17 protein-coding genes are annotated in these 18,855 nt (G+C 53.9%); 7 read left to right on the top strand and 10 right to left on the bottom strand.

Features of this window, described 5'->3' with window-relative positions:
* The first annotated feature begins 39 nt into the window (after positions 1-39).
* Together ACMV5H_RS10535 and ACMV5H_RS10530 are read left to right on the top strand one after the other, a co-directional pair.
* On the top strand, positions 40-462 hold the full coding sequence (locus ACMV5H_RS10535) for a CidA/LrgA family protein (protein ID WP_059199016.1): 423 nt from the start codon (positions 40-42) through the stop codon (positions 460-462).
* Positions 455-1,144, top strand: coding sequence for an LrgB family protein (locus tag ACMV5H_RS10530; RefSeq protein WP_021180789.1), 690 nt, complete (start codon positions 455-457; stop codon positions 1,142-1,144). Before ACMV5H_RS10535 ends, ACMV5H_RS10530 begins: the two co-directional genes overlap by 8 nt.
* Positions 1,145-1,174: 30 nt before the next feature.
* On the opposite strand, the gene ACMV5H_RS10525 is transcribed toward ACMV5H_RS10530, so the two are convergent.
* Both ACMV5H_RS10525 and lpxP read right to left on the bottom strand, forming a co-directional pair.
* A complete protein-coding gene (locus tag ACMV5H_RS10525; RefSeq protein WP_094981542.1) occupies positions 1,175-1,864 on the bottom strand; it encodes a CTP synthase in 690 nt (229 codons plus the stop codon).
* 131 nt (positions 1,865-1,995) lie between these two features.
* Positions 1,996-2,916, bottom strand: coding sequence for a kdo(2)-lipid IV(A) palmitoleoyltransferase (gene lpxP / locus ACMV5H_RS10520; RefSeq protein WP_223500461.1), 921 nt, complete (start codon positions 2,914-2,916; stop codon positions 1,996-1,998).
* Positions 2,917-3,279: 363 nt separating this feature from the next.
* Between lpxP and ACMV5H_RS10515 the strand changes: the two genes are divergently transcribed.
* Complete coding sequence (locus ACMV5H_RS10515) at positions 3,280-6,597, top strand: autotransporter domain-containing protein (RefSeq protein ID WP_414821799.1); 3,318 nt, start codon at positions 3,280-3,282, stop codon at positions 6,595-6,597.
* Between the two features lie 79 nt (positions 6,598-6,676).
* On the opposite strand, the gene fis is transcribed toward ACMV5H_RS10515, so the two are convergent.
* The 8 genes from fis to ACMV5H_RS10475 all read right to left on the bottom strand — a co-directional run bounded on the left by fis (position 6,677) and on the right by ACMV5H_RS10475 (position 13,743).
* Entirely contained in the window at positions 6,677-6,973 is a 297-nt protein-coding gene (gene fis, locus ACMV5H_RS10510) for a DNA-binding transcriptional regulator Fis (protein ID WP_000462905.1), read from the bottom strand.
* Positions 6,955-7,959, bottom strand: coding sequence for a tRNA dihydrouridine synthase DusB (gene dusB, locus ACMV5H_RS10505; RefSeq protein ID WP_059199012.1), 1,005 nt, complete (start codon positions 7,957-7,959; stop codon positions 6,955-6,957). Before dusB ends, fis begins: the two co-directional genes overlap by 19 nt.
* Positions 7,960-8,314: 355 nt before the next feature.
* Positions 8,315-9,049 (bottom strand): carbonic anhydrase, encoded by a 735-nt coding sequence (locus ACMV5H_RS10500; protein ID WP_414821798.1) that lies wholly within the window; start codon positions 9,047-9,049, stop codon positions 8,315-8,317.
* 192 nt (positions 9,050-9,241) lie between these two features.
* Positions 9,242-10,123, bottom strand: a complete 882-nt coding sequence (gene prmA / locus ACMV5H_RS10495) for a 50S ribosomal protein L11 methyltransferase (protein WP_021180783.1) — start codon at positions 10,121-10,123, stop codon at positions 9,242-9,244.
* Between the two features lie 10 nt (positions 10,124-10,133).
* Complete coding sequence (gene panF, locus ACMV5H_RS10490) at positions 10,134-11,579, bottom strand: sodium/pantothenate symporter (protein ID WP_094981536.1); 1,446 nt, start codon at positions 11,577-11,579, stop codon at positions 10,134-10,136.
* Positions 11,569-11,811, bottom strand: a complete 243-nt coding sequence (locus ACMV5H_RS10485) for a YhdT family protein (RefSeq protein ID WP_024486310.1) — start codon at positions 11,809-11,811, stop codon at positions 11,569-11,571. Before ACMV5H_RS10485 ends, panF begins: the two co-directional genes overlap by 11 nt.
* Positions 11,812-11,942: 131 nt before the next feature.
* Positions 11,943-12,902 (bottom strand): sugar kinase, encoded by a 960-nt coding sequence (locus ACMV5H_RS10480; RefSeq protein ID WP_071681558.1) that lies wholly within the window; start codon positions 12,900-12,902, stop codon positions 11,943-11,945.
* Between the two features lie 10 nt (positions 12,903-12,912).
* Entirely contained in the window at positions 12,913-13,743 is an 831-nt protein-coding gene (locus ACMV5H_RS10475) for a DeoR/GlpR family DNA-binding transcription regulator (protein WP_414821797.1), read from the bottom strand.
* 401 nt (positions 13,744-14,144) lie between these two features.
* On the opposite strand from ACMV5H_RS10475, the gene ACMV5H_RS10470 reads away from it, so the two are divergent.
* From ACMV5H_RS10470 to ACMV5H_RS10455, 4 genes are all read left to right on the top strand, one after another.
* Complete coding sequence (locus tag ACMV5H_RS10470) at positions 14,145-14,999, top strand: tagatose bisphosphate family class II aldolase (RefSeq protein WP_414821796.1); 855 nt, start codon at positions 14,145-14,147, stop codon at positions 14,997-14,999.
* A gap of 68 nt (positions 15,000-15,067) precedes the next feature.
* Positions 15,068-15,958, top strand: coding sequence for a substrate-binding domain-containing protein (locus ACMV5H_RS10465; RefSeq protein WP_098929671.1), 891 nt, complete (start codon positions 15,068-15,070; stop codon positions 15,956-15,958).
* Positions 15,959-16,359: 401 nt separating this feature from the next.
* A complete protein-coding gene (locus ACMV5H_RS10460) occupies positions 16,360-17,853 on the top strand; it encodes a sugar ABC transporter ATP-binding protein (protein WP_414821795.1) in 1,494 nt (497 codons plus the stop codon).
* Positions 17,853-18,842, top strand: coding sequence for an ABC transporter permease (locus ACMV5H_RS10455; protein ID WP_059199005.1), 990 nt, complete (start codon positions 17,853-17,855; stop codon positions 18,840-18,842). The genes ACMV5H_RS10460 and ACMV5H_RS10455 overlap by 1 nt, the downstream gene beginning before the upstream one ends.
* Positions 18,843-18,855 lie beyond the last annotated feature (13 nt).

Below are 18,855 nucleotides of genomic sequence, written 5' to 3'. Positions count from 1 at the left end.
CGTATACTGTAAGCCTTGATTTTTTCTGAGGTTGCTTTCATGTCTCTGGCGTTACGCCGTGCTGCGCCTGCTTTGCTGACTCGCTTACAGGTGCCGATCCAGGTAGTGCTATATGCCTTGTTATTCTTGCTTGCCGATCGGCTGGTGCAACTGTTTCATCTGCCTTTGCCCGCCAATATCGTGGGGATGTTGATGATGTTGGCGCTGATCCTGCTGCGCATTTTGCCGCTCAACTGGGTAAAAGCGGGATCGCGTTGGTTACTGGCCGAAATGCTGCTGTTTTTTGTGCCAGCGGTGGTGGCGGTGGTGAACTATGCCCAACTGTTGATGGTGGAAGGCTGGAAGATTTTTCTGGTGATTGCCATCAGCACCATGCTGACGCTGGGAGCGACCGGGTTGGTGGTGGATCGCGTTTATCGCTTCGAGATCTGGCTGCAACGGCGGAAAATGCGTAATGAATGACGTGATCCTCAGTATCACCTGCCTGGTGGTGACATTGGTACTCTACTTTGCCAATAAACGGCTCTATCGCCGTCGCCGTAGCCTGCTGTTGATGCCATTGGTGCTAACGCCGATGGTATTGGTGCTATTGCTGGTGGTGACGCATATCTCGTATCAGAGCTATATCGGTGAAACGCACTGGCTGCTGTGGCTGCTTGGCCCAGCAACCATCGCTTTTGCCGTGCCGGTATATGAAAACCTGCATATTATCCGCCGCCATTGGCTTTCTCTCAGCGCCGGGGTGCTTACCGCAGTGGTGGTAGCCGTTTACAGCTCGGTGTGGCTGGCCCGTTGGTTGACGTTACCGGATGAAGTGCAGCGCAGCCTGGCGGTGCGTTCTATCACTACGCCGTTCGCGCTGGAAGCGGCGAAGCAGATGGGGGGGCAACCCGATTTGGTGGCACTGTTTGTGGTGATTACCGGCGTGTTTGGCATGGCGGTAGGCGATATTCTGTTCCTGCGCCTGTCGGTGCGCAGCGGTCTGGCGAAAGGGGCGGGGTTTGGTGCTTCTTCCCACGGTGCCGGTACCGCCAGAGCCTATGAGATAGGCCAGCAGGAAGGGGTGGTGTCTAGCCTGGTAATGATGTTGGCGGGGATTATCACGGTGATCGGGGCACCCTTGATTGGCCGGTTAATGTGGTAATCAAGGGGCTGGGTTAGCCCCCGGCAAGGCTTATCGAGCGGCCTGGATCAGGGCCACAATCAGTGGGGAAAGATCCCCACGTAACGCTGCACGTTCTGACTGGAATAGGGTAGCGGCATAAAAACGGTGCCCTGGCAGTTCCACCGAGCGCACATCGCCTTCAATGTCATGCCCACTAATGATCAGTGGGTGTTGCTCCAAATCCGCCACAAATTCAGGGTTAACACCAAAGTTACAGTGATAGCCTTCGTGAGTCTCCAGCTTGCCATAGGCGCGGGCGATCAGCGTGTTTGGCTGAAACAGGATGGTGCCGGTTTTCTCAACCAGTGAACAGCTCAGCGGTGCGATCACCAAGCGGCCCCCGCTATCGGTCTCCGCGTGGCCAGCATCGTGCCAACCCATCACATTGCGTGCATATTCCACCACCGCATATTGAAACCCACCGCAAGACCCTAGAAAGGGGATGTTCTGCTCGCGAGCATGGCGGATCGTCATAAAGACGCCGCCATCGTTGCGATAGGGGCTGCCAGGGACCACCCAGATAGCATCATAATCCTGCAGGACAGAGACATCGGTCAAAGATTCTGTGGGGAGCCACTGGGATTGGATATCAATATCGAGGTGTGAGGCGGTAAGTTGGAGAGCGACGGGGATGGCCTGGTGGGCAACGGCTTCGCTGCGGTAATCACCAATCAGAGCAAGACGAACCTGCGTTTTCATCATTTCTTTTCCTGAGCGGGTAAAAAAGGATGTTACAGCAGAGTTAAAAACGGGTCTGTGAATTTTTCAAAAGAGAGCACAAAATGCGCGAGGGGGATGGGGTACCAGAAGTGGCACCCCTGAAAGCGAGTTTAATACAGTGAAGGCGAACCCGTAGGGCGCGTTTTGAAGCGGCGATGCAGCCACAGATATTGCTCTGGAGCGCGCATGATCTCTTTTTCTACCACTTTATTCATGTAGGCGGCGGCGGCCACTTCATCGTCGATTGGGTAGTCTTCTAACGCCGGTTGGATCAGCAGATCGTAGCCACAGCCTTTCGGGCGGCGGATTAGTACGACCGGTACCAGCGCCGGTTTGGCCATGCGGGCCAGCATAAAGGTCCCGCTGGTGGTGGCGGCCTGATCGACGGCAAACAGCGGGGCAAACACGCTGCCACGTGGGCCGTAATCCTGATCGGGAGCGAACCATACGGCTTCGCCGCGCTTCAGGGCTTGCACCATGCCGCGCAAATCCTTGCGATCCAGCATGGCTTTGTTCGAGCGCATGCGGCCTTTGGTCTGTGCCCATTCCATCGCCTTGTTGTTGTGTGGGCGATACATGGCCATCATCGGCTGACACAGGCCCATCGCCCGGCCGCCCAACTCCAGCGACATGAAATGCACGCCAATCACCAGCACACCACGGCCATTTTGCTGGGCTTGTTTCAGGTGGTTGATGCCGCTCACGTTGAACCAGCGTTTCACGCGTTTATCTGACCAGAACCAGGCCATGCCGGTTTCCAGCAGGCCCATGCCGAGGGATTCGAAATTACCGATAATTTGACGTTCGCGCTGTGCTTCGTCCATCTCCGGGAAGCACAGTTCAAGATTGCGGCGGGTGATCGACACGCGGCGTTTCAGGAAGTGCATAGAGGTGCGGCCCATCCAGCCACCGAGCTTGTGCAGCAGGGGATAGGGTAGTTGAACCAGCAGGAACAGTACCGCCAGACCAAACCAGGTAAGCCAGTAGCGAGGGTGCAGTAATGCACGTTTAAAAGTTTGTGGACGCTTCATATCAACTCTGTATGCGAAATGGGGTAGAAACCTGTAGCGCATAAAGAAGCGACTCAATAGCGATACCATACTCTGACACCCAGTCATGACGATCGTTTAGCCGTTGACTAAACCTTTACATTCGAAGGGCGGTTCGCACTGCTATCAGACTTCGGAAGGACGGCTGCTCGCCAGCGAAGGGGGCTCTCGTACTCACGATTATACCACACAAAACGTGGGCGTGAGAGTGGGGGGGTGATACGTCCACAAAGGGTTATCCGGGGGCTATTTGGGTATTTCTTGTTAGTTATGTTGATTCTTTGTTTAAACGAGGTATGTCCTTCTATACTGGAAGGAAATATTTCCTTTCATTTGTACACAAGGATGGTTAATTTGAAAAAGCTTTTGATCACCGCGGCGTTAACCAGTTTTTTCGCCAGTCACCCTAGCTACGCCGCAGACAGTTACCTGGTTTATAACACGAATAATGTTGCCGTCTTCCAGGTACGTTTCTTTGATGTGGGTGATGGCCCTTTTATGCCGGACTATCCACAGCCAATTGAGTCCACCTGGGATCTGAATTACCAGCAGAAAGCAAAAATACTGGATGCCATGCGGTATTGGGCTGAAGTCATTACCCCCAGACCCGATCAATTGCCTGCCATCATCAACGTAGGTACTTTTGATGAGGTGAACGCTGCAGGCTCCAGCGAATCGGTCACCGATGGTGTAATCACCATTACCCAATTGCAGGGGGCTTTGAACGGTATTGATACCGGCGAGTTAACCTTCGGTTCTCATGGCCAATTTATCATGGGAAAAATGGATTTTGACCATATTCCCTATGTCCCTGCGCAATTACCTCGCTCCGGAAAAACGGATCTGGTCAGCGTTGCCGTTCATGAACTGGCTCATGGGCTGGGTATTTCTAATATGGCCACCGATTGGGCTGGGGAAGGGACATTTACCCCAGCTTTTGACACCGATATGCCTTTCGGTTCCTGGACTGCACATCTGCGCGATGACAATGGAAATCCGGCACGCCCCGGTCAGGTCATACTTTGTGAAGGGTGCAATAACGCCTGGGATCCGCAAGGTTTTGATGTGCGCCTTGATAAGGGGTATTTCGCAGGTAAACACGTGGATGAAGTGCTGGCGGGGGCCATGTCTGGTATTCCGGTGAGAATGTTGGCTGACGATGGCTCGGTTGACGATAACTATATGAGCCACATTGAGCTGAAAAACAGCATGATGAGCCATCAGAATTACCGCAACTACACCACGTTTATGGAAGCCGAGTTGGCGTTATTGCAGGACATGGATTATCAGATCGATCGGCGTAATTTCTTCGGCTTTTCGCTCTACGGTGATGGGCAGACGCTGGTTAATCGACACGGTTACTTTTTACGTAACAAGCAGGGCGATGGCTACATCACGGGGAAGTATAATACCGCGACATTGGGCGTTGGCTTACATGTTTACGGCAGTAACAATCACATCTCCCAGCAAGCGGATCTGTTAACGCAGGGCGCCGGTGGGGCAGGTATTCGTATCGATGGGCAAAACAACACGCTGAACGTTGAGCCTGGCACTCGCGTCTACGCCGACGGGATGAATGGCCGCGGCGTGATGTTTGCTTATGGTAAGAACCATAATCTAATTCAGCGAGGCGATGTTCAAGCGCTAGGCGCTAATGGCGTTGCCCTCAGTTTTGATTTTGGCAACAACCTGCTGGGCAACGATGTGGATTACCGGGGCTCCTGGATACATTATGTTGGCGGGGAGGCTGCAACATTATTGCCAGAGCTACAGGGGGCGCTGGTCAATAATGCGGATATTAGCGGCCGGGTTGCCGCTAAAGGTGCGGCGATGTATATCTCGCAAAACGCGTTGGTCAACCATATCAATCTGTTAAATGGTGCCCAGTTGGAAGGGAATATCTACTCGGATTATAACCAGTTGGATGATCATGGCCAGCAGCGCCTGACCCAGTTTACCTTTGGGCGCCTGGCCAATTTGCAAGGGCAGGCCACCGATCAGGCAGACCCCAGTTTCCGGTTCAACTATCGGGGAAATATTGAAGGTATCGACAATCTGGCGCTGAGCACTCGCGGGGGGATAACTTCGCTTAATGGCCACCACCAGATTTACAGCATGTCTATCGCACCAGGCTCCACGCTGGCTGGCAACAGCGATTATACCTTGAACCCGGCGGGCCGCTTTGTGAATGACGGTATCCTCGCGCCAGGTAATTCGCTAGGGCAAATCGAGGTCACGGGTCTCTATCAACAGGGCGAGAATGGGCAGTTGCTGTTAGAGGTCGATGGCCGTGGTGGACACGATACCTTGCAGGTAAATGGCCATGCTGAATTTAATGGTCAACTGACGTTCGCACCGCAGCCAGACTGGTATGCAACAGACTGGCGGCTGGATTCGGGCGAGATGCTGAAAGCCACCTCGCATAGCGGAGAATTCCGTACGGTGAACGGCTTACTCAGTTCGCCTACGCTGACCTTGCAGGCAACGCCGCAGGGTGAGGATCGTTGGCAACTTGCGATGCTGCGCGCTGACAACGCCTACAGTCAGTATGCGCAGGACAACAATGCTCGGCAGGTCGGCCAGGCGTTGGACCATATCGTTTCGGGCGCGGGTGCAGACATCCAGCCGCTGTACCGTACGCTGGACTTTTCTGCCGCCGACGGTGGGAGTATCAGCAGCGCTTTGCCGCAGCTCTCTCCTGCTGCGTACAGTGCGATGTTCGCCAGCTCTCTCAATCGTGAACAGCAGATTACGCGGATTGTCAGCGGATCTCATCCCACCACGCCAGAGCAGCAGGTTGCAGGCGAATGGCATAGTTTTGCCATACCCTTTGGTGGCGGTTTCTGGCAGCAGCGCCAGGGTAGTCAGGTTGGCTATGATGCCAGCAGCTACGGCATAGTCTTTGGTGCAGACAAGCGCAGCGAACAGAATAGCGACTGGGTTTATGGCTTCCATGGTGCGGTCAGTGGACAATCGGTAACGGTCAAATCACCGGAGAACGCCAGCGGTAAAACCACGGCTTTCGATCTGGGTATCCAGGCTCGTTATGCCGCCGATCGGCAAGCGGGGATGTATTTATTCGGCAATGGCCGGTTTGGCATTGAAGATAGCCGTTTGGATCGCAGCATCAGCGTCGAGAGTTATCAAGCGAGCCAACATGCCAGTTGGACCGGCCTGGCGGGTTCTGTTGCTGCTGGTGGCGGTTATCGTTGGGCGTTGAATGACCAATGGAGCGCTGGCCCTGTGGCCGCACTGAATTACACAACCCTGCATCGCCCAAGCGTGACGGAAACGGGCAATGACAGTAGCCGCCTGGCGCTAGGTTCGAGCACTTTTGATTCTCTGCGCTCCAGCATTGGGGTCAACAGCAGTTGGGATCTTCCGCTCTCTTCGGGCGCGGCTATTGCTGCCGATCTGCAACTTACCTGGGATCATGAGTTGTTGGATGGCGATGTGTCGCAAGAAGCCTCTTTCGCCAACTATCGGGCGGCAAGCTTCAGCAACAAGAATCAGGTGACTGGGCGTGACTCCATGGGGGTGAAAGCCGGGGTTCGTTACCAAATCAATAGGGATGTGGAGCTGGGCTTGGGGGTAGAGAGCGATCTGTTCCGTTCTGGCTATGACTCGGTAGCAGGTAACCTGTCGGCCACCTGGCGTTTCTGACAGGCCGGTATGATAAAAGAAAAAGGCGCTTACCGAATGAGGTAAAAGCGCCTTTTTTCAACATCTTAACTGATTGTTATCAGTTCATGCCGTATTTTTTCAATTTCTTACGCAGTGTACCGCGGTTGATCCCCATCATCAGGGCAGCGCGGGTCTGGTTGCCACGGGTGTACTGCATCACCATGTCCAACAGTGGCTGTTCAACTTCAGCCAGTACCAGCTCATACAGATCGTTAACGTCTTGACCGTTCAGTTGAGCAAAATAGTTCTTCAGTGCTTGCTTAACCGAGTCACGCAGAGGCTTTTGAGTCACTTGGTCCTGTGAGTTCACGGTTGAAACGGTCAGTACGTCAGAATTTACGCGTTGTTCGAACATAGTTCTGTCAGCTCTTTTTTTACGCTAAGATTTTCGAAATATGCCTCCAACGCCTCCAGCTGTTCGCTGGCATCCTCTATGGCGTTGAATGTGCGCCGAAACTGGTCATTAGGGGCATGCTCCTGTAAGTACCAAGAGACGTGCTTTCGAGCAATCCGGAATCCCTTGCCTTGGCCGTAAAAGCCGTGCAATTCCCGAATATGCCCTATTAACAAGCGCTTCACTTCGCCAAGTGGCATCGGTGGCAGCAGCTCCCCAGTGTCCAGATAATGCTGGATTTCCCGGAAGATCCAGGGTCTCCCCTGAGCAGCACGGCCTATCATCAGGGCATCAGCCCCAGTGTAGTCGAGCACTGCTCTGGCTTTATGCGGGTCAGTAATGTCGCCATTCGCGATAATCGGAATGGAAACATTCTGCTTAACTGCCCGAATGCTGTCGTACTCCGCGTTGCCGTTGAACAGGCAGGCACGGGTTCGGCCATGAATCGTCAGGGCCTGTATACCACAATCTTCGGCCAGTTGGGCAATTTCTACACAGTTACGGTTCTCTGGTTCCCAGCCGGTTCGGATCTTAAGTGTTACCGGCACATCCACCGCGTTAACTACCGCGAGGAGGATCTGTCTAACCAGATCCGGGTACTGCAGTAACGCAGACCCTGCAAGCTTCCGGTTCACTTTCTTGGCTGGGCACCCCATATTGATGTCGATGATCTGTGCACCGCTGGCCACATTAATGCGCGCCGCGGCGGCCATATCATCAGGATCACATCCGGCTATTTGCACGGAACGGATCCCTGGTTCATCGCTATGTACCATACGTAGACGTGACTTATCCGTGCGCCACACCTCCGGGTTGGAGGAGAGCATTTCGGATACAGCCATCCCAGCACCCATTGCATGACATAAGGTTCTGAATGGGCGATCTGTGATGCCGGCCATCGGGGCCGCAATCAGGCAATTTGTTAACTGGTGGTGTCCAATGCGCATAGACAAAGACTGACCATACTGTGTCCGCAAGGGCGCGTATATTACGCATTTTTTCATTCAGATGAAAGGCCAAACTTTAACCAATCGACAGTTATTGGGCAATAAAAGTGCGCTTATCCTCCATTGGTAAAAATATTATGTTTATTTAACAATTGGTTGTGTGATTTTGCTTGATTTTTGTGCGCTAAAATATTCCACTAACGACAGGATTTTATCTTTACGCGCCGGTAATAACAGATCGTAACATCAGGTTATTTGTAACATTGTCAGCTTAATACTTTGACAAATCGGCAAGAATGATGCTGGAAATTACCGCCACCCCAGTGAGGGCAGCGGTAGTTGTCGCAGGCAAGAATCAATCGACGATGACGCGGCCGTTGAGCGGCTGTAGCGGACGATTGTTGTTATGGTGCACTACTGAGTGGAATTGACTAATCTGTTCGGCAGAAGCGCTTACAGGCTGATCTAGCACCAACCAACTGACCCCTTCGGAGCAGGGGGGCGTCGTCAGTGAACCGCTGAAGCGGTAGAAGTTAAACTGTTTCGGCAGCAGCGCTTTGATATCCAACGGCTTGTTCAGCACGGCGGTCTGATCGACGGCGGTAGGCATTTGTTGCCAGGCCTGCGCCAGTTGCGGATTGGCTTTACCTTGCTGGAACATCAGGGCCAGCACCGCCAGGGCACCGTCTTTGTCCTTGTAGACAAAGTGTGCTTCCAGTGGGAACTGCTTGCCGTCGATCTCGTTTTCGCTCGGGGCGTGGAAATGGAACTGCTGCAGCGTGAAGGTGTCGTTATCCAGCCGTAGGGTGTTACCTTCGCTGACGTTGACTTGAATGGTGTGCCCGTTGTTGACGATTTGCTGTTTGCCCGGCTGGAAAGCCAGCTCAAGTTTGCCGTGCTGGGTTTTCAGCGCGCCCTGGATGTTGACCGGGGACTGGTTTTTACCGGTTTCACACAGTGAAAAATCGGGTGAAAGCTTGCCCCAATGCGCCGGGTCTTCCTGGCCTTCATAGCCCCAATGAGCATGCTCTGCGGCACCGGTAGAGAAGCTGGCGGCCAACAGGGCGGCAAGCAACATTTTTCCTTTCATTTCCTAATCCTTGTCCAATAAAAATACCAATTATCCTGGGTGGGCGGCTCATATGCTGCGGGCTACCTTCACTCCGAGCAGGAGAATACCCCCAGCAAGTGCCGGGATAAACTGGCGGATCCTTAGGAAAAGAACAAAACCACCGGAACTGATTAAATTTCCGATGGTTTTTGGCAGGCGGGGAAAATGTAACTAGTTGCGTTGGCCGGTGATGCGGCACCACTCTTCGCGCTCGGCCACCGGATCGAGGTTGAACTTATCCTGGTAGGCTTCGGCTACGCTGGCGGCTTGAGTCGCCAGTACGCCTGACAGGCCCAGATAGCCGCCGGATTTTGGCAGGTCGCTGATTAACGGTGCCAGTTCACGCAGCGGGCCAGCGAGAATGTTCGCCACCACCACATCGGCCAACAGATCGGCCGGTTGGTCTTTTGGCAGATACAGCTCCAGACGCTCTGAAACGCCGTTACGCTGTGCGTTGTCGCGGCTGGCCTGAATGGCCTGGGGATCGATGTCGATGCCAATGGCGCGGGCGGCACCAAGTTTTAATGCGGCAATCGCCAGGATGCCGGAGCCACAGCCGAAGTCGATGACGGTTTTACCAGCCAGATCCAATCCATCCAGCCATTGCAGGCAAAGCGCGGTGGTCGGGTGTGTGCCGGTACCAAACGCCAGGCCTGGGTCTAACATGACGTTCACCGCGTCTGGATCGGGCACGTCACGCCAGCTTGGGCAAATCCACAGGCGCTCGCCAAAACGCATTGGGTGGAAGTTATCCATCCACTCGCGTTCCCAGTCTTTATCTTCCAACTGTTCGATTTTGTGGCGGAAACCGTTGCCCAGCAACGGGTGTTGTTCCAGTATGGCGACCACTTCGGCCATATCGGTTTCGGCATCATACAGGCCGATCACATCGGTATCGCCCCACAGCAGGGTTTCACCCGGCAGCGGTTCAAATACCGGATTATCGTGGGTGTCCTGAAAGGTGACCGACACCGCGCCGCTTTCAACCAACGCATCGCTCAGGTCTTCTGCCTGGCTGCCGGTGGTGTTCAGTTTTAGTTGGATCCAAGGCATAACAATTCTCTCAAGAAGATAAGGACGACGCCAACTGGCGTTTTTCGCCGTAGACGTTACCGAGATAAAACGCCAACAGGCTGAGTAACAGCGAAGGCACAATAGGATGCAATCCGGCCAGTTGCAGGCCGAAGCTGGCTAATAGCGTATAGCATAACGCACCGGTGACCATTGAGCTAAGGGCACCTTGCGCGTTGGCACGTTCCCAGTACAGGCCCAACACCAACGGCCACAGGAATACGGCCTCCAGGCCGCCGAATGCCAGCAGGTTCAGCCAGATGATCATTTCTGGCGGACGCCATGCGGCCAGCAGCACCAGCAATCCGAGGATCAGCGTAGTCAGGCTGGAGAAGCGTTTGATCATCTTCTCATTGTTCATCTGCAGAGGACGTACGCCCAGATAGAGGTCTTTGATGATCGTGGCTGAGGATTGCAGCAGTTGCGCATTAATGGTCGACATGATCGCTGCCATCGGTGCGGCCAGGAAGATCCCTGCGGCGTACGGCGGCAGCACGGTGATCATCAACGTTGGGATCACCTGATCGGGGATCTTCAGATCTGGCAGTACCGCACGGCCCAGGGCGCCAGCAAGGTGCATACCAAACATCAGAATTGCCACCACGATGGTGCCGAGGATAATGCCACGGTGCACGGCTTTGCTGTCTTTATACGAGATACAGCGCACGGCGGTGTGCGGCAGGCCAATGACGCCAAAGCACACCAGGATCCAGAACGAAGCCATAAACGGCAGGCTGAGGATCTGATCGCCGCCTTGCGGTGAGACCAACGCCGGATCGATCTGTTGCAGCTTATCAACCGCGCTGTGCAAGCCGCCTGCCGCGTGGATCACCGCAACCAGCAGTAATATCGTGCCTATCAGCATCACCAGCCCCTGCATGGCATCGTTCAGCACGCTGGCACGAAAGCCGCCAAACGCGGTGTACAGCGCAATGCTGATACCAAATATCAGCAGGCCGGTGTCGTAAGGAATGCCCGCCGCAGTCTCGAGCAGACGGGCGCCGCCGATAAACTGGACCGTCATCGCCCCAAGGAAGGCGACCAACAGACTTAGACTGGCTAGCCACACCAGCAAACGGCTCTTATAGCGAGCGAACAGCATATCGTTAAGGGTGATGGCATTGTAGCGCCGCGCCAGAATGGCAAACTTTTTCCCCAGCACGCCAAGTGAAAGCCAGACGGCGGGCAGTTGGATCATCGCCAGCAGCACCCAGCCAAGGCCGTATTTATAGGCGGCACCCGGTCCACCAATAAACGAACTGGCGCTGATATAGGTGGCGGTCAGCGTCATGGCCAGCACAAAGCCACCCATCGAACGGTTGCCGAGGAAATATTCACTCAGGAAGTTACCGCTTTGGCGACGGGTATAGGCATACACCGAAAGGCCAAATACCAGCAACAGATAGGCAACCAGCGGCAGAATGACCTCAGTTTGCATCGCTATCCTCCAGGGGGATATCGCGGAAGATGCCGCGTACCATCAGCCAGCACAGGCCTATAAACAGCAGCGGTACCAGCAGGCAGGCCATTTCGAACCAGTGTGGCAGCCCGGTGATCCCGGCGTTGCTGTCTGGCAGATAGGCCGCCAGCGACCAGGCCAGCAGGTAAAGCAGCGTCAGGCCCAGTGCCCAGCGTGCTTCGCGGTTAGCTTGAACAAAGCGTTGTTCCATCCGTGCCTCCAAGGGGTTTACGGTTATGGATTGGCAAAGGAGGGGATTTTACGACAAGGGACGGTTTTGCCAAGCCGTTATGTGGGCAATCGGGATAAAAAACCGGCCAAAGGCTGGCCGGTTGATGGGATTTACGCCTGTTGTGCAATAAAGTGCTCGATCTGCGCCAGGCTGGATAACCCTTCCATCGGCCCCTTATGGGACACCGCCAGGGCACCGCTGGCATTGGCATACTGCAACGCTTTTTCTGCGCTGAAGCCGGACAGGAACAGGCTGACAAAGGTAGCGCCAAAGCAGTCGCCTGCCCCGGTCGGATCGACCATCTTGCTGCTATAGCCTGGAGTGTGTAGCTCCTGCGTCTGGCCGTTCTGTTGCTGGTAATGGCTGGCCCCTTTCTGGCCCCGCTTGATCACGATATGGCTCACGCCGCTGGCCAAAAGTTCCTGCACGATATCCGCTTCCTGCTGATTTTTGCTGCTGGCAAAGTGGTGCACTTCTCCCTCGCTCGGCAGGAAGATATCGGTATATTCGAGGATGTAATCGAAGGCCTGGCTCATCTCCGGGATATTGAGCATCTCTTTGCGAATATTGGGATCGAACGACACCGTCCCCTTATTGGCCTTGACGATCTGGATCGCCCGGCGCATGGCATCGATGATGCGGAATGAGAACAGCGAAGAACCCATGATGTGGAAATGTTGGCACTGGTTCAGCAAGCCCAGATCGATATGGTCGGCGGTAAAGAAGCCGCAGGCGCTGTTGGGGATATTGAAGATAAAATCGCGTTCCAACGGGTTGCGATAGCTGACAAACGCCGTGCCGGTCGGGGCCTTGTCGATCACGCTGATGCCGTCGGTGATCACGCCTTCCAGACGCAGGCGCTCGATATTCAGGCGGCCAAAATCGTCGTTGCCCACGCAGCCAAACAGCGTGGAGCCAAAGCCAAGCCGCGCCACCTGAGCGGCATAGATAGCCGGTGCCCCGCTGGGGAACGGCCCAAGAAACTCGCCTGGCTGAGTGAATCCCTGATTATAATTTTTTGAAAGGAATTCAACCAGTAACTCACCCATCGTGCAGATGCTAACTGACATAAGTGCCCCTTTATTCCCCGATCGTTTCCCGGTTGGCCCAGGTAAAACATTCGTTATTGGTGTAGCGGATGCTGAAGTCGGATTCGAATAATTGCTGCTGATAATGTTCATTCACGCCACGGTTGGTCACCAGATTATCCACCTGGCTGAGGTGGCCGATAGTCCCGATCGCACTGGCCTGAATGGGCAAGTGGGTAATGATGGCGGTTTTATTCTGCGCCTTGTCCAGGCAGCGCTGGTAGTGGGACGCCAACAGCGGCTGGTCGATATTCAGGATGCCGGAGCTGTCCGTAATGCTGGCCTCGAGAATGCAGTGGTTGATGGTGAACTGTTGGATCACATTATCCAGCGCTTTACCGCTGAGCGCGGTATGTGAGCGGATCAACTCCCCACCTGCGACGATAATTTCACCGTCCAAAAACTGATCGGCCAGGATCGCATGCTGTAGGTCATTGACGATCAGCCGCAGCTTTTTCAGGCCGCTCAGGAACGGGATGATTTTGCGGCAGATGTCGCCGTGGCCGAGAAACAGCGTATCGCGATCGGCAATCATCCTGGCGCAGTGGCGGGCGATTTCCAACTGGTTAGCCAGCGTGAGCGGGGGCAGGGCGAGCCCTGTATCGATCGGCGCCGCCAACGGCTGTGTTGGGGTTGCAATGGCTCCGCCAAAGGATCGCTTGAGGTAGCCTTGTTGTTCAAGGTAGCTGAGATCGCCACGGATCGTCACGCCGGAAACCCCCAACTGGGCAGAAAGATCTTCGACCTTGATCTCTCCCTGCAGGCCGACGATTTCAGCAATTTTCAATCTGCGTTTCAGCAGGTTAGATGACTTTCTGGGCACATTTGCCCCCATCGTTAAACGGTAATAGGGGCTACTATATCCTTCATACTTTCTAATTGAAAGTAATACCCACGCAGGCTTTCGTTATTTTGAAAGTCTGCGATGGGTGAACGAACAAGCATATATTTTTACTATTATTCATAATGTTAGATGCTATTTTCGGGTGGGGTATACTCGTGGCATGGCGATCTTAAGCGCGCAAATACCGGAACATGCCTTATGTTTCGTAATTACCATCTTGTTAAGTTACGTTTTGAAAGTTATTTAATAATCTTCGATCCCTATCACGCTTTTTTGCCCATTTTATCTCTATATTCGGTTTCACTTAGAAAGTTTGTCCGAATAAGTTTTCATTTTGTAATTACCGACTGCGGTATCAGATGCGGGATCGAGGAGAATCGATGTACATCATTTCAAGCAAAAACATGCTGCAGAAAGCGCAGCAGCAAGGGTACGCGGTGCCGGCATTCAACATCCACAACCTGGAAATCTTGCAGGTGGTGGTCGAAACCGCTGCACAGTATCGTTCGCCGGTGATCCTGGCGGGAACGACCGGCACTTACCGCTACGGCGGGCTGGAAAACATCATCATGATCGTCAAGGCGCTGGCGCACGAGTATCAGATCCCGCTGGCGCTGCATTTGGATCATCACGAAGAACCCGCCGATATCTTCCATAAGATCAACGCCGGGATCCGTTCCGTAATGATCGACGGCTCTCACTTTCCTTTTGAAGAAAACGTGGCACTGGCCAAACAAATCGTAGAGTACAGCCACCGCTACGACGCTAGCGTTGAGGCAGAGTTAGGCCGCCTGGGAGGGCAGGAAGATGACCTGATCGTGGAAGGGAAAGACGCTATCTATACCTCTCCAGAGGCGGCGGTGGAGTTTGTTGCCCGTACCGGGATCGATTCGCTGGCGGTGGCTATCGGTACCGCGCATGGCCTGTACCAGTCCGAACCCAAGCTGGATTTTGCCCGCCTGGAACAGATACGCGATCGCGTTGAAGTGCCGCTGGTGTTGCACGGGGCTTCCGGCCTGAGCGATAGCGATATCCGCCGCTGTATCAGTTTAGGCATCTGCAAGGTCAACGTGGCGACCGAGCTGAAAATCGCTTTCTCGGATGCCCTGAAAGCGTATTTCCACCAGCATCCTGATGCCAATGACCCGCGCCATTATATGCAGCCAGCGAAAAGCGCCATGCAACGGGTGGTGGAAAAAGTGATTGGCGTATGTGGTTGTGAAGGTCAGCTGTAAATATTAATAAGTTCCCTACAAAACAGTAAGAAAAACCAAGCAGCAATAATAAAAACTGAGGATAGATCATGCATAAATTAAAGGTATTAGGCTCCGTGCTGGCCATCGGTCTGGCCGTATTTTCGCAGGCAACGTTAGCCAAGGAATATAAAATTGGCGCATCGCTGCTGACGCAACAGCATCCATTCTATATTGATCTGGCCGATGCAATGAAAGCGGAAGCCAAGAAAGACGACGTGGTGCTGAATATTTCCATTGCCAATCAGGACCTGAATAAACAACTCTCCGACGTAGAAGACTTTATTACCAAGAAGGTCGACGCCATTATTATTTCCCCGGTGGATTCCAAAGGCGTACAGGCGGCGATTATCAAAGCGGAGAAAGCCGGTATTCCGGTGATTACCGTTGATGTGGCCGCCGAGGGCGTGCCGGTGGTCACTCACGTGGCTACCGACAACTACGCCGGTGGTGTCGAAGCGGGCAAGCTGATGGGCAAACTGCTCAACGGTAAAGGCAAGGTAGCGATTATCGATTATCCGGCGCTGCAATCGGTGGTGGCACGCGTGGACGGCTTCAAGAAAGGGCTGGCTGATACGCCAGACGTGAAGATTGTGGCGATCCAAACCGGCATCACCCGGGCGGAAGCGTTAACCGTAGCGCAGAACATGATGCAGGCACACCCGGATCTGAACGGCCTGTTTGGTTTTGGTGATGATGCTGCGCTGGCTGCGGTGATCGCCGCCAAATCCGCGCGTAACGACAATATCAAGATCATCGGTTTCGACGGGATGAAAGAGGCTCGCGACGCCGTCGACAGCGACAAGACCTTCGTGGCAGTTATCCGCCAATACCCAGACCAAATGGGAGCCAAGGCAATTGATGCCGCCGTCGACCATTTGAATGGTAAACCTGTAGCGAAAATGATCCCGGTCGCACCTGGTGTTTACACCGGTAAATAGCCCCTCACCCCAACCCTCTCCCACAGGGAGAGGGAGCTGTCCGAAGTATGTAGTTAGCCCATACAACTTCGGAAAGTGAGGGAGTAATAAGAAAGGCAGGGTATTACGCAGAGAAATCAGCGAACTCGATCGGTCCCCTCTCCCTGTGGGCTGAGGAATCCCCAGAAAAATCGAGATGAGAAATAGGCTGTTTTTTAGCCAAAAGCGGACTAAAAAATAGCCTCAAGCAGACGAGAAGAAGTGGTTCGTCATTCTCTCACTGCCAATTTACGACCAAAATGGAACAGATTGATCGTAAAACACTCGCTCTAGTTCTCTGAAACCACTAAGAAAAAATTAGTGGGGATTCCTCAGCCCTGTGGGAGAGGGTTAGGGTGAGGGCTATTTGGGTGGAGGAAATAATGACGGATACGGTGCTGGCGGTAACGGAAATAGCCAAAAGTTTCGGCCATGTTCATGCATTAAAAAATGTCAGCCTGAAAATACGCAAAGGTAAAGTCCATACGCTGCTCGGCGAAAATGGCGCCGGTAAATCCACGTTAATGAAAATATTGGCAGGCATTTATCCGCCGACCAAAGGAGAAATACGACTCAAAGGGCAGAGCGTCACTATTGCCAACCCCCAGCATTCCAGAAAGTTGGGTATCGCGATTATTTTTCAGGAGCTGAGCCTGAGCAATAATATGAGCGTAGCAGAGAATATCTATGCCAATAATGAGCCAACCCGTTTTGGTTTTATTAACGATGGTCAGATGGTGAATGATTGCCAGCGCCTGCTGGCGGACTTGGCCATTCCGCTCGATCCGCAGCAAATTGTCGGCACCATGTCGATGGCCCAGCGCCAACTGGTAGAGATTGCCAAGGCGCTGAGTTACCCGGCGGATGTCGTGATCATGGATGAACCCACGTCGTCCCTGAGCGATAACGAGGCGGACATCCTGTTTGGCATTATCGACAAGCTGAAACAGCGCGGCTGCGCGGTGATTTATATCTCGCACCGCATGGATGAGATCATGCGGGTATCTGACGATATCTCGGTGCTGCGTGACGGCGAGTTCATCGCCACCCATGATAAACACCAAACCGATATTCACCGGCTGATTGCCCAGATGGTTGGCCGCGAAATGACCAATATCTACCCGCCACGCATCGGCGAACCTCCTTCAGCGGAGAAAGTGCCGGTGCTGGAAGTCAGGCAATTTTCGCAGGACAAACTGTTTCACGATATCCATTTCTCACTGCGTGCAGGTGAAGTGCTGGGCTTTTTTGGGCTGGTGGGATCGGGGCGTTCAGACGTGATGAAGGCAATTTTTGGCCTGACTGGCTATCAAGGTGAAATTCGCATCGATGAGGCGGTAGTCACTATTCGCAATCCAAAGCAGGCGATAGAGCATGGCATCGCCTTCGTGACGGAAAACCGCAAGGAGGAGGGGTTGGTGCTGATGCATGACGTCAGCATGAACACCCATCACGTGGCCTTTCAGTATGCGGGCTCCAGCCTGATCAACCATAAGCACGAAGAGGCGAAAACCCAGCAGGCAATCCGGCGGATGAACATCAAGGTCAGCTCGCCACATCAACTGGTCAGCACCCTGAGCGGGGGCAATCAGCAAAAGATCGTGCTGTCGAAATGGTTGGAAAAGGTGCCACGCATCTTAATTCTCGACGAGCCAACGCGCGGCGTGGATGTTGGCGCCAAGTTCGAGATTTATAACGTCATACGCCAGCTTGCTGCACAGGGCACTGCCATTATCTTGATCTCTTCCGAACTGCCGGAAGTCATGGCGCTCAGCGATCGGCTGGTGGTGATGCGCGCCAAGCAGATCGCCGACGTTTTTGCCACCGATGGACTCACGCAAACCCAGGTCATGACCGCAGCAACAGGAGTGAAATAATGAGCGATAAAGTGCTGGCCGCCGAGGGCCATTCGGCGTTCAACGGGCCAGGGAAACTGGCAAAAGCCGCCAAACAGTACGGCGGCATACTGGCGGGCCTGGTGGCCTTGGTGATCCTGTTCAGCGTGATCAACGACAGTTTCCTGAGCGTAAATAATATTACCAATATTATTTTGCAGGTCTCGATCATTGCCATCACCGCCTATGGCATGACTTACGTGCTGTTGCTGGGGGATATCGATCTTTCGGTGGGGTCAACCATTGCACTGGTGGGGACTTTTGCCGCGCTTGGCCTGTCGTTTGGCATCCCGTTTATTCTGGTGATCCCGCTGTCGATTATGGCCGCGCTGGTGTTGGGCCTGGTTAACGGTAGCCTGACTGCGATGGCCGGTATCCCGTCGTTTATCGTTACCGTCGCGACGATGGGGATCTTCCGGGGTATCGCCTATATCGTCACCGATGGCACGCCGATCATGATCAAGAACGAGGCGTTTCTGGCGCTGGGTAACGGCGAGTTCCTCTATATCCCGATCCCCATCTGGATCCTGTTGGTGTTGCTGATCGTCAACCACTTCATCCTGTCGAAAACCACCTTTGGCCGCAAAATTTATATCACCGGCGGCAATAAAGAGGCCGCGATCTATTCGGGGATTAACGTTTCTGCGCTGAAAATAAAGGTCTTTATGATCACCGCCGTGATGGCGGGCATCAGCGGCATGATCCTGGCTTCACGGCTGTATTCCGGCCAGCCTAACGCCGCGCTGAGCTATGAGCTGGATGCCATTGCCGCCGCCGTGTTGGGGGGCACCAGCCTGAATGGCGGCTACGGCACGGTGATCGGCACCATGATCGGCGCGCTGACCATCGGGGTCATCAACAACGGTATGAATTTAATGAACGTGCCTTATTTCTATCAAATGGTGGTGAAGGGGCTGGTGATCCTTATCGCGGTGTATGTCGACGTCAGAAACAAGAAGAAACGTGGCTAACGATCACAGGCAG

Origin of the sequence: Serratia sp. N21D137 (genome assembly GCF_047530005.1) — a bacterium.
GTDB classification, from domain to species: domain Bacteria; phylum Pseudomonadota; class Gammaproteobacteria; order Enterobacterales; family Enterobacteriaceae; genus Chania; species Chania fonticola_B.
Note: the sequence above shows the minus strand (reverse complement) of the source record. Positions and strands in the feature narration are given on the sequence as shown.

Excerpts from the sequence above, each read along its gene's own strand:
- ACMV5H_RS10535 (WP_059199016.1), top strand. The coding sequence starts at position 40 with ATGTCTCTGGCGTTACGCCGTGCTGCGCCTGCTTTGCTGACTCGCTTA.
- ACMV5H_RS10530 (WP_021180789.1), top strand. The coding sequence starts at position 455 with ATGAATGACGTGATCCTCAGTATCACCTGCCTGGTGGTGACATTGGTA.
- ACMV5H_RS10525 (WP_094981542.1), bottom strand. The coding sequence starts at position 1,864 with ATGAAAACGCAGGTTCGTCTTGCTCTGATTGGTGATTACCGCAGCGAA.
- lpxP (WP_223500461.1), bottom strand. The coding sequence starts at position 2,916 with ATGAAGCGTCCACAAACTTTTAAACGTGCATTACTGCACCCTCGCTAC.
- ACMV5H_RS10515 (WP_414821799.1), top strand. The coding sequence starts at position 3,280 with ATGGTTAATTTGAAAAAGCTTTTGATCACCGCGGCGTTAACCAGTTTT.
- fis (WP_000462905.1), bottom strand. The coding sequence starts at position 6,973 with ATGTTCGAACAACGCGTAAATTCTGACGTACTGACCGTTTCAACCGTG.
- dusB (WP_059199012.1), bottom strand. The coding sequence starts at position 7,959 with ATGCGCATTGGACACCACCAGTTAACAAATTGCCTGATTGCGGCCCCG.
- ACMV5H_RS10500 (WP_414821798.1), bottom strand. The coding sequence starts at position 9,049 with ATGAAAGGAAAAATGTTGCTTGCCGCCCTGTTGGCCGCCAGCTTCTCT.
- prmA (WP_021180783.1), bottom strand. The coding sequence starts at position 10,123 with ATGCCTTGGATCCAACTAAAACTGAACACCACCGGCAGCCAGGCAGAA.
- panF (WP_094981536.1), bottom strand. The coding sequence starts at position 11,579 with ATGCAAACTGAGGTCATTCTGCCGCTGGTTGCCTATCTGTTGCTGGTA.
- ACMV5H_RS10485 (WP_024486310.1), bottom strand. The coding sequence starts at position 11,811 with ATGGAACAACGCTTTGTTCAAGCTAACCGCGAAGCACGCTGGGCACTG.
- ACMV5H_RS10480 (WP_071681558.1), bottom strand. The coding sequence starts at position 12,902 with ATGTCAGTTAGCATCTGCACGATGGGTGAGTTACTGGTTGAATTCCTT.
- ACMV5H_RS10470 (WP_414821796.1), top strand. The coding sequence starts at position 14,145 with ATGTACATCATTTCAAGCAAAAACATGCTGCAGAAAGCGCAGCAGCAA.
- ACMV5H_RS10465 (WP_098929671.1), top strand. The coding sequence starts at position 15,068 with ATGCATAAATTAAAGGTATTAGGCTCCGTGCTGGCCATCGGTCTGGCC.
- ACMV5H_RS10460 (WP_414821795.1), top strand. The coding sequence starts at position 16,360 with ATGACGGATACGGTGCTGGCGGTAACGGAAATAGCCAAAAGTTTCGGC.
- ACMV5H_RS10455 (WP_059199005.1), top strand. The coding sequence starts at position 17,853 with ATGAGCGATAAAGTGCTGGCCGCCGAGGGCCATTCGGCGTTCAACGGG.